The 12,861-nt window shown below is 67.6% G+C and carries 12 protein-coding genes; 3 read left to right on the forward strand and 9 right to left on the reverse strand.

Translation table 11 applies throughout. From position 1 onward, the window contains the following. Positions 1-221 precede the first annotated feature (221 nt). From KQH53_12085 to KQH53_12125, 9 genes are all read right to left on the reverse strand, one after another. On the reverse strand, positions 222-1,154 hold the full coding sequence (locus KQH53_12085) for an MBL fold metallo-hydrolase (GenBank protein ID MCB2227409.1): 933 nt from the start codon (positions 1,152-1,154) through the stop codon (positions 222-224). Between the two features lie 70 nt (positions 1,155-1,224). Further along, positions 1,225-3,099 carry an NADH-quinone oxidoreductase subunit NuoF gene (gene nuoF / locus KQH53_12090; protein MCB2227410.1) on the reverse strand — a complete coding sequence of 625 codons (1,875 nt, stop codon included), beginning with the start codon at positions 3,097-3,099 and terminating at the stop codon, positions 1,225-1,227. 37 nt (positions 3,100-3,136) lie between these two features. Further along, positions 3,137-3,643 (reverse strand): NAD(P)H-dependent oxidoreductase subunit E, encoded by a 507-nt coding sequence (locus KQH53_12095; protein MCB2227411.1) that lies wholly within the window; start codon positions 3,641-3,643, stop codon positions 3,137-3,139. Positions 3,644-3,751: 108 nt separating this feature from the next. Further along, positions 3,752-4,489: an adenosylcobinamide-GDP ribazoletransferase gene (gene cobS / locus KQH53_12100; GenBank protein MCB2227412.1), complete on the reverse strand. Its 738-nt coding sequence runs from the start codon at positions 4,487-4,489 to the stop codon at positions 3,752-3,754. Positions 4,490-4,491: 2 nt separating this feature from the next. Next, positions 4,492-5,550 (reverse strand): nicotinate-nucleotide--dimethylbenzimidazole phosphoribosyltransferase, encoded by a 1,059-nt coding sequence (gene cobT, locus KQH53_12105; GenBank protein MCB2227413.1) that lies wholly within the window; start codon positions 5,548-5,550, stop codon positions 4,492-4,494. Positions 5,551-5,568: 18 nt separating this feature from the next. Beyond that, positions 5,569-6,111: a bifunctional adenosylcobinamide kinase/adenosylcobinamide-phosphate guanylyltransferase gene (cobU, locus tag KQH53_12110; GenBank protein MCB2227414.1), complete on the reverse strand. Its 543-nt coding sequence runs from the start codon at positions 6,109-6,111 to the stop codon at positions 5,569-5,571. Then, positions 6,108-6,827, reverse strand: a complete 720-nt coding sequence (locus KQH53_12115) for an outer membrane lipoprotein carrier protein LolA (GenBank protein MCB2227415.1) — start codon at positions 6,825-6,827, stop codon at positions 6,108-6,110. Before KQH53_12115 ends, cobU begins: the two co-directional genes overlap by 4 nt. A gap of 240 nt (positions 6,828-7,067) precedes the next feature. Further along, positions 7,068-9,413, reverse strand: a complete 2,346-nt coding sequence (locus KQH53_12120; protein ID MCB2227416.1) for a DNA translocase FtsK 4TM domain-containing protein — start codon at positions 9,411-9,413, stop codon at positions 7,068-7,070. A 51-nt stretch (positions 9,414-9,464) separates the two neighbouring features. Beyond that, positions 9,465-10,211, reverse strand: a complete 747-nt coding sequence (locus KQH53_12125) for a 1-acyl-sn-glycerol-3-phosphate acyltransferase (protein ID MCB2227417.1) — start codon at positions 10,209-10,211, stop codon at positions 9,465-9,467. A gap of 106 nt (positions 10,212-10,317) precedes the next feature. Here KQH53_12125 and KQH53_12130 point away from each other — a divergent pair, with 106 nt between their 5' ends. The 3 genes from KQH53_12130 to KQH53_12140 all read left to right on the forward strand — a co-directional run bounded on the left by KQH53_12130 (position 10,318) and on the right by KQH53_12140 (position 12,685). Then, a complete protein-coding gene (locus KQH53_12130) occupies positions 10,318-10,785 on the forward strand; it encodes a single-stranded DNA-binding protein (protein ID MCB2227418.1) in 468 nt (155 codons plus the stop codon). A 219-nt stretch (positions 10,786-11,004) separates the two neighbouring features. Continuing rightward, entirely contained in the window at positions 11,005-12,039 is a 1,035-nt protein-coding gene (locus tag KQH53_12135) for a glycosyltransferase family 2 protein (protein ID MCB2227419.1), read from the forward strand. A gap of 34 nt (positions 12,040-12,073) precedes the next feature. Then, complete coding sequence (locus KQH53_12140; protein MCB2227420.1) at positions 12,074-12,685, forward strand: threonylcarbamoyl-AMP synthase; 612 nt, start codon at positions 12,074-12,076, stop codon at positions 12,683-12,685. The last annotated feature ends 176 nt before the right edge of the window (positions 12,686-12,861 follow it).

Below are 12,861 nucleotides of genomic sequence, written 5' to 3' on the forward strand. Positions count from 1 at the left end.
CCGCAGCAATCTTCCGTTGTCCCCAGCACCTCGCCCCAAGCGCAGCCGCCCGCCGAATTTCTTGCCGCTCGGCCAAGGCGTCGCGGCCTTGACAACAAGTTGTCGGGGCCAACAAGAAGGCTCTTTATCTATTCAAAAACTATTCTGCTGCCCCCGATAGCTCCGCTATCGGGGTCGCCGAGGCTTGGCGAGGCGACAAGAAACATGCAGGCAGCAAGGCCCTAAGCCGTAAGGGTACAGATCAAGCGTCCTTCCTCGTCTTCTTTAATCAGCCCCTGCCCAGTCAAATACTCCAGGTTCTCCTCAAAGGTGTGCTCCATCTTGCCATCGAAGTAGAGATCCACCGTCTCGGGGAACCAGGGCGAGGTCTTGAGGCGCTCCCACAGCTCGTGGCGATACTCGGGCCCGCGCATCATCAGGGTGTAGAGCATGATCTTGCGCACCTGGTCGCGGCCCATGCGCTTCGGCTCGGCCAAAAAGGCCCCCACCCGAGCCAGGCAGGCCTCGATGGCCGCGGGGCCGTCCTCCAGGATGGGGCCGTGGCCCGGGAAGATGCGCTTCACCTTCAGCCGGGCCAGGCGCTCCAAGGAATCGCGCAGCCTAAAAGGCGCGTCCAGGCCCTCGATGCGGGTGGTGAGCACCCCGAAGTCTCCGCCCCACACGTTGTCCGCGCTGACCAGCCAGCCGGTGTCCAGGCCGTAGAGCACGATCTGGCCCATGCCGTGGCCCGGGGTGTGCATCACCAGAAAGTTCATCTCGCCCAGGGTGATCACCGCGCCGTCGGTGAGGGTGCCGTGGGTGGGGAAGAACTCGGCCTCCTGCTGGTAATAGGCCCACCAGGTGGCCATGGCGTTCTTGTAGTCCACGTTGTAGCGGTCCACCTCGTGCAGGGCCACCTGGCAGCCCGAGCGGCGCTGAAACTCCGCGTTGCCCCCGATGTGGTCGCAGTGGGCATGGGTGGTTACGATCAGCTCCACCTGCTCGATGCCCAGGCCGCATTGGGCGATGAGCGACTCGGTCTCGCTGCGATCGCGGATGTAGGCCGTGTCGATGAGTGTCTTGGGCGCGCCGGTGAACACCAGGTGGTTGGCGTTTAGCCAGCCGCGCTCAATGAAAAACAGCTCGTCGGTGATGGGCGTGATGCGGGGGTCCATGCCTGCCGCTCCCAAAAAGAGGGCCGGCCCCGCGTAGGGCCGGCCCGGGGATTTTATTGAGGCGCTTGGCCTAGAAGATCGCGTCGAACTTGCAGTTCTCGATGCAGGTCTTGCACTTGATGCACTTGTCCAGGTTGATCTTGGCCACTTCCTTCTTCTTCCAGTCGATGGCGTCCACCGGACAGTTCTTAAAGCACATGCCGCACTTCTTGCACTTGTCCTCGTCCACCTGGAACTTGAGCAAGGCTACGCAGGAACGGGCGGGGCAGGTCTTGTCGTGGACGTGGGCCTCGTACTCGTCGCGGAAGTAGCGCAGGGTGCTCAACACCGGGTTGGGGCCGGTCTGGCCCAGGCCGCAGAGGCTGGCCTCCTGGATGGTGGCCGAGAGCTCTTCCAGGGTCTCGATGTCACCCGGCTCGCCCTCGCCCGCGCAAATCTTCTCGAGGATTTGCAACATGCGGCGGGTGCCCTCGCGGCAGGGGGTGCACTTGCCGCAGGATTCCTCCTGCACGAAGTCCATGAAGAAGCGGGCCATGTCCACCATGCAGGTGCTGTCGTCCATGACGATCATGCCGCCCGAACCCATGATGGCCCCGGCCTCCATGATGGCCGCGTACTCGCAGGGGGTGTCGATCTTGTCCTCGGGGATGCAGCCGCCCGAGGGGCCGCCCAGCTGCACCGCCTTGAACTTGCGGTGCTTCTTGGGGATGCCCCCGCCGATGTCGTAGACGATGGTCCTGAGCGGAGTGCCCATGGGCACCTCAACCAGGCCGATGTTGTTCACGTGGCCGGTGAGCGCGAAGACCTTGGTGCCCTTGGAGTCCTCGGTGCCGATGCCGGCGTACCAGTCGCCGCCCTTTTCGATGATCTGGGGGATGTTGGCCCAGGTCTCCACGTTATTGAGGATGGTGGGGCGGTTCCACAGGCCGGCCACCGCCGGGAAGGGCGGACGCGGCCGGGGCATGCCCCGCTTGCCCTCGATGGAGCGCATGAGCGCGGTTTCCTCGCCGCAGACAAAGGCGCCGGCGCCCTGGTAGATGTTCAGCTCGAAGTCGAAGCCGGTGCCCATGATGTTCTCGCCCAGCAGGCCATACTCCTTGGCATGGTCGATGGCCAGCTGGAGACGGTTGACCGCCAGGGGATACTCGGCCCGGCAGTAGACGTAGCCATGATGGGAGCCAATGGCCTTGGCCGCGATGACCATGCCCTCCACCACCGCGTGGGGGTCGGCCTCCAGGATGGAGCGGTCCATGAACGCGCCGGGGTCGCCCTCGTCCGCGTTGCAGAGCACGTACTTGATCTCGCCGGGGCTCTTCTGGCAGAACTCCCACTTCAGGCCGGTGGGGAAGCCCGCCCCGCCGCGGCCGCGCAGGCCCGACTTCTTCACCTCGGCCACGATGTCCTCGGGGCTCATCTCCTTGAGCGCCTTGGCCATGGCCTGGTAGCCGCCCCGCCCGATGTACTCGTCGATGCTCTCGGCGTCCAAGAGGCTGCGGTTCTTGAGCGCGATGAGCTCCTGCAGGGCGAAGAAGGGGATCTCCTTCATGTGGGGGATGAACTTCTTGGAGGAGGGGTCCTTGTAGAACAGGCGCTCCACCGGCTCCCCGTTCTTGCAGTGGCTCTCCACCACCTCGGGGATGTCCTTTTCCTCCAGGTTCACGTAGAAGATGCCCTCGGGATAGGTGACCATCACCGGGCCCAGGGCGCAGAAGCCGTTGCAGCCGGTCTCGATGACCGCCACCTCGCCGGAGAGCCCCTGCTTGTCGATCTCGGCCTTCAGGGCCTCGTAGACCGCGATGCTGCCCGCGGCCTGACAGCCGGTGCCGCCGCAGATCAAAAGATGCATCCGGTGGGCGCCCGTGCCGGTCTGGCCCTGGCGCAGAGCCTGCTCTTTTTCCACCTTCTGCTGAATCTGGCTGAGTTGATCGATCGAAATCTTGGACATCTAAAGCCTCCCAGGCTCGGGGCGCTCGGCAATCGCGCTAGTCGTACTGCTCCACCAGATCCACCACCGCGTCGGCCATGACCTTGCGGTGCGTATCCTGATTCACCACCACCACCGGGGCCACTCCACAGGCCCCCAGGCAGCGCACCTGCTCCAGGGTGAAGCGCCGGTCCTCGGTGGTAGTGTCCACTGGGGTGTTCAGATGGCGCTCCAGCCGATCCAGGGCCTCCTTGCCGCCGCGCACGTAGCAGGCGGTGCCCATGCACACGCGGACCACGTGGCGCCCGCGGGGCTCCATGGAGAAGAAGGAGTAGAAGGTGGTGACTCCGTAGACCTCGTGCCCGGGCACGCCTAGGGCCTTGGCGATGTGTTCCTGCACCGGAACCGGCAGATAGCCCACCACTTCTTGGCATTTCTGCAGAACCGGGATCAATGCTCCCGGCTTGCCCCGATAGGCGGCGCAAATCTCGTCGATGCGCTCCACCATTTCGGGGGTAACGTCTTCGGGCATCTCCTGTGGAGTAAGATCGTAGGCCAGGCTCATGGGCCGCTCCTTGCTTGGCTGCGCGGATAGGTGGGGATATCAGGGGCTTCCGCTCCCCCTATTTCCAGCAGTTTGAATAGCACAGGCCCGCCCCGAGGGCAAGATTTTTCACCCCAAGGAACTCAGGGCAATCAATGCGACCAACTCGGCGGTTTCTATGGACGCGCCCAGGGTGTCGCCGGTAACCCCGCCGATTCTCCGGCGAAACCATAGGCCCAGCACCAGCCCCAGGACCGCCACGGCCAGGGCGGCCACCGCCCCGGCGCGCCCGGCGGCCAGGATGGCGATGAGCAGCGCGCTGGCCCCGGCGGCCAGGCCGGGCCAGAGCTCCCCGCCCTGGGTGATGGCCGCTCCCAGGCCCACCCCCGGCCGGGCGGCGGGCAACAGGCAGGACAACACCGCCTCCAGGCCCCGGGCCAGGGCGGGCGCGGCCATGAGCGATGCGATGAGCACCGGGCCGCTCATGGAGGCCAGGGCCGCGAACTTCAGGATCATCACCGCCGCGATCGCCGCCACGCCAAAGGAGCCCAAGCGGGTGTCCTTCATTATCTCCAGGGCGCGCTCCCGGCTGGTGGTGTGCACCAGGGCGTCGGCCGTGTCGGCCACCCCGTCCAGGTGCAAAAAGCGGGTGAGCCAGCCCCACAGGAGCACCAGCACCCCGGCCAGCACCAGGGGCGGCAGCCACAGGCCCAGCAGCCAAGCCATCAGGGCCAGGGCCAGGCCCAAGAGGCCGCCCACCACCCCGTGCCAGGCCCGGGAGCGCGAAAGCTCGCCCGGCCCCGCCGCCAGGCGGGAGTTCACCGTGGCCACGGTGAGGAATTGCAGGGCCAGGATGAAGCTGGTCACATCTATGCCTCTTTGTCACTCACGCCGGCCGAGGCGAAGGTGGCCATCTCGTTGTAGACGTGCACCGCCGCCCTGACGACGTTCAGGGCCAGGGCCGCGCCGCTGCCCTCGCCCAGGCGAAGCTCCAGGTCCAGGATGGGCTTGAGACCCAGGGCCTCCAGCTGGGCCCGGTGGCCGATCTCCACCGAGCAGTGCCCGGCCAGAAGGTAGTCCTTGGCCTCGGGGCACATCTTGGCCGCCACCAGGGCCCCGCAGGTGGAGATGAAGCCGTCCAGCAACACCGGCACGCCCTGGGCCGCCGCCTCCAAGACAAAGCCGCAGATGGCCGCGATCTCCAGACCGCCCAAGGCGGCCAGGGCCCGCAGGGGGTCGCCGGGGTCCGGGCGGTGCAGGGCGATGGCCCGCTCGATGATGGCCACCTTCTGGGACAGGCCATCGTCGTCCAGGCCCGCGCCCCGCCCGGTCACCTCGCGCACCGGCCGCGCGCAGAGCACGGCGGTGAGCGCCGCGCAGGAAGTGGTGTTGCCGATGCCCATGTCACCGGGGATGAGCAGCTCGGCCCCCTGGTCGATGAGCTCGGCCGCCACCCCCGCGCCCACGGAGATGGCCTGCTCGGCCTGCTCCAGGTTCATGGCCGGTGCCTGGGCCAGGTTGGCCGTACCCTTGGCCACCTTGGCCGCGATGAGCCCTTCCATGGGCTCGAAGTCGTAGTTGACCCCCACGTCCACCACCCGCACCTCGGCCCCGGCCTGACGGGCGAGCACGTTGATCCCCGCTCCGCCGTTCAGAAAGTTCAGCACCATCTGGGGCGTCACCTCGGGCGGATAGGGGCTCACCCCGGATTGGGTCACCCCGTGGTCCGCCGCGAACACGGCCACCGCCGCCGAGGGCTGGTGCAGCTCGGCGCTGCGGTATATCTCGGCCAGGGTGCGGGCCAGCTCTTCCAAACGGCCCAGGGAGCCGCGCGGCTTGGTCAGGTCGTCCAGGTGCTCTTGGGCCTCCGGTCCCGCGCTTCGGTCCAGGGGCTTTATGCGGTCGATGATTTCTTGCAAGGATGGCAAGGCGCTTCTCCGGATCGTTTAAAGGTTGGGCAAGCTGCCCTTGAGGGCCAGGGGCAGCCCGGCGGCCACCAGGACCACCGTGTCGCAGGCCGAGGCCATGCGTTGGTTCAGGCCGCCGGCCAGGTCGCGCCAGCGGCGGGCCAGGGCGTTCTCGGGCACGATGCCCAGGCCCACCTCGTTGGCCACCAAAATTACGCGGGCTTTGAGCTCGGGCAGCATCCCGGCCAGGGCCTCGCCCCGCTCGGCCACCGCCGTGTCGCTGAGGTTGGCCCCCAACACCAAATTGCTCAGCCACAGGGTCAGGCAGTCCACCAGGAGCACCGCGTCCGGCCCGTCGGCCCGGCGCAGGGCCTCCTCCAGGGCCAGGGGCTCCTCCAGGGTAGACCAGGCTTCCCCGCGCTCGGCCTGGTGCCGCGCGATGCGCGCGGTCATCTCGGCGTCGCCGGCTTGGGCCGTGGCCACATACACCAGCCGCCCGCCCCAAGACTCGGCCAGGCGCTGGGCCGTGGAGCTCTTGCCGCTCTTGGCCCCGCCCAGGATGAGCACCTTGGCCGCGCTCATCGGACCTGCTTCCCCTGGCTCAGGGGCAGATGATTGGCCACCCGGTAGTCCACCGGCGGCTCAAAGGCAAAGTCGCTGGCCGGCGGATTCACGTTGATCTCCACCTTGTCCAACTGGTACAGCGTCACGTCGCCCACCAGGTTGTAGATGGCGAAGCCCCGGAGCAGCAGGTCCTCGGGCTGGAACCACAGCACCAGCTCCTTGAGGTCGGCCCGGGCCACCTTGGGAGTCAGCGACACCACCAGGCTGCCCGCCGGGATGCTCGAGGCGCGGGCTGGGGAGGCCACGGCCACCTTGAAGTCCTGGTCCAAACGGGCCAGCCCGCCCAGGGCGTCCAGCAGGGAGGTGAGGCCCCCGGTGAAGCGGTTCAGGGGATACAGGTCGGCCCGCTTGCGCTCGGGGCGCACCCACCAGGCCATGCCTTTGCCGGTGATGATCAACTCGTGACGCGGGGTGGCCTGCTCCAGGCGCAGCTTGAGCGGCCGCGCCCACACCAGGCTCCCCGTGCCCTGCACGTCGCGGCCGCTCTGGGCCCCCAGGGACACGAAGCGGCTGGTGCGGGTGTAGGTGGCGGCCAGGCTGTCGATGGCCTGATAGCGCTTTTGAATGCGCGCGGCCAGGTCGCTGGTCTCGTCGGCCATGGCCGGGGCGGCGGCCAAGGCAAAGAGGAAGACAAGAAAGACAAGAAAAGAGGTTTTGAAGAAAGGAGTGCTCACGAAAGCTCCTAATAAATCCTGCTGTGTGCTGGGGCGCTGTATGTCGGCCCCTAAGTTCTGCCGCCCGTCTAAGTCAAAACCGCGGCGGGCGGTGCCAGGCGGCCTGAGAACGAGGAGGCCCGCCGTCCTTATTCCGTGAGAGCGTCGCCCGGTGGTGTACGGCCGCCCATGGCCCAAGGGACCGGGCCACCAACGCGCCGCTTCCTTACTTACCCGCCCTCTTCTTACCCGCCCTCTTCCCTAATCCCGCATCAATACCTGTCGCGGCTTGGAGCCCTCGCTGGGCCCCACGATTCCGTCGCGCTCCATCTGCTCGATGAGGTTGGCCGCCCGGTTGTAGCCCACCTTGAGGCGGCGCTGCACGTAGCTGATAGAGGCCTGGCCGCTCTCGCGCACCAGGGCCACCGCCTCGGGGTATAGCTCGTCGTCGGCCGAGCCGCCCTCGCCGCCTCCCTCGTCCTCGGTGGCGGCCACCACGCTCTCGTCGTATTCGGGCTTGGCCTGGCTCTTCCAGAAGCCGGTCACCCGGTCTATCTCCTCCTCGCTCACGAACGCGCCGTGCAGGCGGCTCAGGCCGGTGCTGTCCGGCGGCACATAGAGCATGTCGCCGTTGCCCAGCAGATGCTCGGCCCCCTGCTGGTCCAGGATGGTCCGGCTGTCCACCCGGCTGGCCACCTTGAAGGAGATGCGCGAAGGGAAGTTGGCCTTGATCAGGCCGGTGATCACGTCCACGCTGGGCCGCTGGGTGGCCAGCACCAGGTGTATCCCGGCGGCCCGCGCCATCTGGGCCAGGCGGGTGATCAGCGCCTCCACCTCCTTGGAGCTCACCATCATCAGATCGGCCAGCTCGTCGATGAACAGGAGGATGTAGGGCAGCGGCTCCAGGAACTGGTCCTCGCCGTTGGCCAAATGCTCGGGCACCCGGAGCGGCCCCTTGTCGGCCAGGCGGCGGTTGAAGGACTCGATGTTCTTCACCCCCACCTCGGCCAAGAGCTCGTAGCGCCGCTCCATCTCGCGCACCGCCCAGCGCAGCCCGGCAGTGGCCTCCTTGGGGCTGGTGATGATGGGATAGAGCAGGTGCGGGATGTCGCTGTAGGCCGAGAGCTCGATGCGCTTGGGGTCCACCATGAGGATGCGCACCTGCTCCGGGGTTGCCCGGTAGAGGATGGAGAGCACCAGGCAGTTGATGAACACGCTCTTGCCCGCGCCGGTGGCTCCGGCGATGAGCAGGTGGGGCATGCGGGCCAGATCGGCCACCATGGGCTGGCCCAGGATGTCCTTGCCCAGGGCCACGCTCAACTTGCCCTGGGAGCGCTGGTACACCGGCGCGCTCAAGAGCTCGCGCAGGGCCACCATCTCCCGGGTGGGGTTGGGTATCTCGATGCCGATGACCGCCTTGCCCGGGATGGGGGCCACGATGCGGATGCTCTTGGCCCGCATGACCATGGCCAGGTCGTCGGCCAGGCCGGCCACCTTGGATATCTTCACGCCGGGCGCGGGCTTGAACTCGTAGCGCGTGACCACCGGGCCGGGGGCCACCTCGCGCACCGCGCCCTTGACCCCGAAGTCCGAAAGCTTTTCTTCCAGCAAGCGGCTGGTGGCCCGGATGGCCTCCACCTGCTCCGGCGGGGCCGGGCCGGGTCCGGGATCCAGGATGTCCAGGGGCGGCAGCTTGAAGCGGCCCTTTTTGGGCCCGTTGGTCACGGTGCCGGTGCCCGCCTCGCCCGAGGCCAGGCGCGGCTTGATCACGATGCCGTCTTCCCCCGCGCGGCCGGGTCGCGGGGCGGGCTCCGGCTTGGGCGTTGGCGCGGGCGGCGGCGAAGGCGCTGGGGACAGCTCGTCCACCCCCGGTTCGGGGCGGGAGATGATGATGTCCACCTCGGGCTCGCGCTCCGGCTCCGGCTCGTAGGCTTCGAATGGCGCGGGCGCGGCGTTCTCGGCCAAGGGGCCCTCGGCCAGCGGGGCCTTGAGCTTGGGCCCCAGCAGGGGCCACAGGGCCCAGGCCAGCAGGCCCAGCGCCCCGGCCATGGCGGCCAAGGGCAGCACCCAGGCCAGCAGGGGCCACAGGGCGGCCAGGCCCGAGGCCATGGCCCGGCCCGCGTGCCCGCCGATGGGCAGCGCCGCTCCGCCCAGGCGCAGCGAAGCCCCGAAAGCGCCCAGCAGGGCGGCCAGGGACACGATGAGCCCCAGCCCTGCGGCCCACAGGGGCAACATGCGCCCCTTGGACCCGCCGGTCCAGAGCAGCCAGGCGGCCAAGAGAGGCACGATCACCAGGAGCCAGGCCCCCAGGCCGAAGAGGTCGTAGGCCACCGCGCTGAACGCCGCGCCGGGTAGGCCCATAAGGTTGTGCGCCGCCCCGGGGATCTCGTGCAAAGGCGAGGGGTCTGCCGCGCGGTAAAAAGCCAGGGACAGGGCCACGCCCAAGGCGGCAAGCCCCAGGAGCACGGCTCCGGCCTTGCGGCCTATTGTGTTGAGCAGGGCCATCACGCGGCCGTTGTCCTTCTTGGCGCGGCTCTTGGCTTTCTTCTTGGGGGCCCTGGCTTTCTTCTTGGGGGCCTTGGCTTTTTTGGCGGCCTTGGGAGGCAAAGGGGTCATCCTTTCCGGTCCGGGCACAGCGCCCGGCTTCGGCTTCTCAATCTAGGCGGCGCTTCCGGGGCTGTCAACCGGAGCCGCTTCCTCGCCGCGTTTCAAGGCCAGGATTCGCTCCCGCACCAGGGCGGCCATCTCCTCACGCGCCTCGGCCCGCATCCCCTCGGCCGGAATGGGCGTGCCCAGGATCACCTCTATGGGGCCGGGGTCCAACAACAGGCTGTCGTCCACCAGGGCCTCGTGGGTGCCCTTGAGAAAAAAGGGCACCACCGGGCGGCCCGACTTGATGGCCAGGAGGAACCCGCCGCTCTTGAAGGGCAAGAGCTCGCCGTCGCGGGAGCGGGTGCCCTCCGGGAAGATGACCACGCTGGTGTCCCGGCTAACCCGCCGGGCCGCCTCGATGAGGCTCTGCAAGGCCTGGCGTCCGGCCGAGCGGTCCAGGGGTATGTCGCCCACCGCCTTGAGCGCCGCGCCGAAAAGGGGTATATCGAAAAGCTCCTTTTTGGCCACCCAGCGGAAGTTTTTGGGCAAGACCGCCTGCAAGCCGGGGATGTCCAGGGACGAGGCGTGGTTGCCCGCGAAGACGTAGGTGGCCCCCGCCTCCAGGTTTTCCAGGCCCCGGATGCGCACCCTACAGCCGATGCCTCCCATGAGCAGGCGGGCCCACCAGCGGGCGGCCCATTGCAGCTTGTGCTCGTTCACCCCCAGGCCATAGCCGATGAGCACCAGCGAGCACAGGGGTATGGTAAGAATAAGCAGCCAGAGGATTGCCCAAGCGGACCAGACATAGCGCAAGGGCAGCCACCAACGGCTCTTTTTACCGCCCGCCGACGCCCCGGCTTGCGGCCCCTTTTGTCCTTGTGCTACATTCAACCCTCGAATCCCTTTCAGGAGTCAACCAATGGCGCGTGGCATCAATAAAGTCATTCTCATCGGCAACCTGGGCGCGGACCCGGAATTGAAGTATACCGCAACCGGCACCCCGGTGTGCACCTTCCGCCTGGCCACCAGCGAATCCTTCAAGGACCGCGAGGGCAACCAGCAGGAGCGCACCGAGTGGCACCGCATCGTGGCCTGGGCCAAGCTGGGCGAGATCGCGGCCCAGTACCTGTCCAAGGGCCGCCAGGTCTATATCGAGGGGTCCATCCGCACCCGCTCCTGGGAGGACCAGAGCGGCGAGCGCAAGTACATGACCGAGATCGTGGCCCGGGACATCCAGTTCCTGGGCGGCGGCGGCCAGGGCGGCGGCCAGGGCGGCGGCGGCAACTACGGCGGCGGCGGCGGCGGAAGCTACGGCGGCGGCGGTGGCGGCGGTGGCGGCAACGACTTCGGCGGACCGCCCCCTCCGGACGACGACATCCCCTTCTAGGCCGGCCCTGCCCGGCGTCATGGTTTCAGTTCAGGCGGCCCTCTGGGCCGCTTGAACTTGCGGTGGCCGCCCCTGCCTTCATGCGGCCCCCAAACCGCGCAAGCGCCCAACCGCCTCTAAAAGCCCGGCCTCGAGAGCTTCGGGCAAGGACCTTTGGGAAGCACCCATGTCGCGCCCCCCGGCCGCCCGCCGGAGGGCGCGCCCAACCAGGAGCCCGCCTTGCCCTCCCCGCTCGTCAGCGTGATCATGCCGGTGTACAACCAGGAGCCCTATTTGCGCGAGGCCGTGGACAGCGTCCTGGCCCAGACCTGGCGCGACTTCGAACTCCTGGTGGTCAATGACGGCTCCAGCGACCGCAGCCGGGAGATAGTCCTATCCTACCGCGACCCACGGGTGCGGCTCATCGACAACCCCCGCAACCTGGGCCTGGCCTCGGCCCGCAACGCCGGGCTACGTCAGGCGCGCGGCTCCTACATCGCCATGGCCGACGGGGACGACATCAGCCTGCCCCAGAGGCTGGCCAAACAGGTCGCTTTTCTGGAGCAACACCCGGACCTGGACGCTTGCAGCGTGGGCATGGCCTTTTTCGGAGAGCCGACCCCGTCCACCGGCTGGGTTGTGGCCAACGACCCGGAGCAGGCCAAGGTGAACCTGCTCTTCTTCTGCCCCCTGCCCCACACCCCCATCATGTACAGCCGCTCCCTGCAACGCGAAGCGGGGCTCTACTACGACCCCACGTATGACTTTGCCGAGGACTATGAGTTCCTCTATCGTTTTTGCCAAGTGGGCCGGGTCGGCTCCCTGACCGAGGTGCTCTACCTCTACCGGCAGCATCCCCGGCAGATCAGCGTGGCCAACCGCGATGCCCAGGGCCGGGACTCGGACCGCATCCGCGCCATGATCCTGCGCGATTTGGGCCTGAGCCCCACCCCGGCGGAGCTGAAGCTGCACTCGCTGGTCTCCACCAACCGCTTCCAGGGGCCTGCCGCCGAGCCCGCTGCCGTGACCGCCTGGCTGGGCAAGCTCTATGCGGCCGTGTCGCCCAACCCGCAATACCAGCAGGCCAAGTTGCGTCAGAGCCTATGGAATATCTGGCTGTCCTTTTGCCTTTCCCGGCCCGTGCCGCAGGGCCTGGCCTGCCTGGGGCGCGTGTTTCAAAGCCCTCTGTCCTCCGCGCTGGGCGGGCGGGGGCCGGCAGGGGCCAAAATGCTGTTATACTACCCCTACCTGAAACTTCGTTGCGGTCCGCCGTAGGTTCCACACCGCGTCCACCAGGGAGAACAACGCCGTGATCCTGGAGATAAATCCAGAGCATCCCCAGCCCCGCCGCATCGCCCAGGTGGTGGATGCCCTTGAGGCCGGCGGGGTGGTGGCCTATCCCACGGACACCATCTACGGCCTGGGCTGCGACATTCACAACAAGAAGGCCCTGAAGCGCCTGCACCAGATCAAGCGCCAGGCCGAATCCAAGCCCTTTTCCTTCATCTGTCCGGACCTCAGCTATATCAGCCGCTACGCCCTGGTGACCAACTACGCCTACAAGACCTTAAAGCGCCTCTTGCCCGGACCCTACACCTTCATCCTCACCGGCAGCCGCGAGGTGCCGGGCATGATGCTCACTAGGCGCAAGACGGCGGGCATCCGCGTGCCGGACCATCCCATCTGCCTGGCCATCGTGGAGGCCCTGGGCCATCCCCTGGCCAGCGCCAGCGCCACCGACCCCGAGGGCAACGAGCTGATGACCCCCTGGGAGATCGACGACGCCCTGGGCCACGCCCTGGACCTGATCGTGGACGGCGGCCCGGTGCCCGGGGTGGCCTCCAGCGTCATCAGCCTGGTGGACGACGAGCCCGAGGTGATCCGCGCCGGAGCCGGCCCGGTGGACGAGTTCCTGGTCTAGGCTGGCGGCAAAAAGACAAGAATAAAGAAGTTGGGAATAAGGGAAGCGGGTTAAGCGCTCTAGTGTCCGTACGCCACTCTGCCGTGCGGCCTGCCGACATGAGCCCGCCGGGGACAGGGGCAGAACGATGCGTATCAGTTAGGCGGCTCCTGGCTTCGTTCCCGCGCCCCCACCGG

The organism is Desulfarculaceae bacterium, from assembly GCA_020444545.1.
In the GTDB taxonomy this organism is placed as follows: Bacteria; Desulfobacterota; Desulfarculia; order Desulfarculales; family Desulfarculaceae; genus Desulfoferula.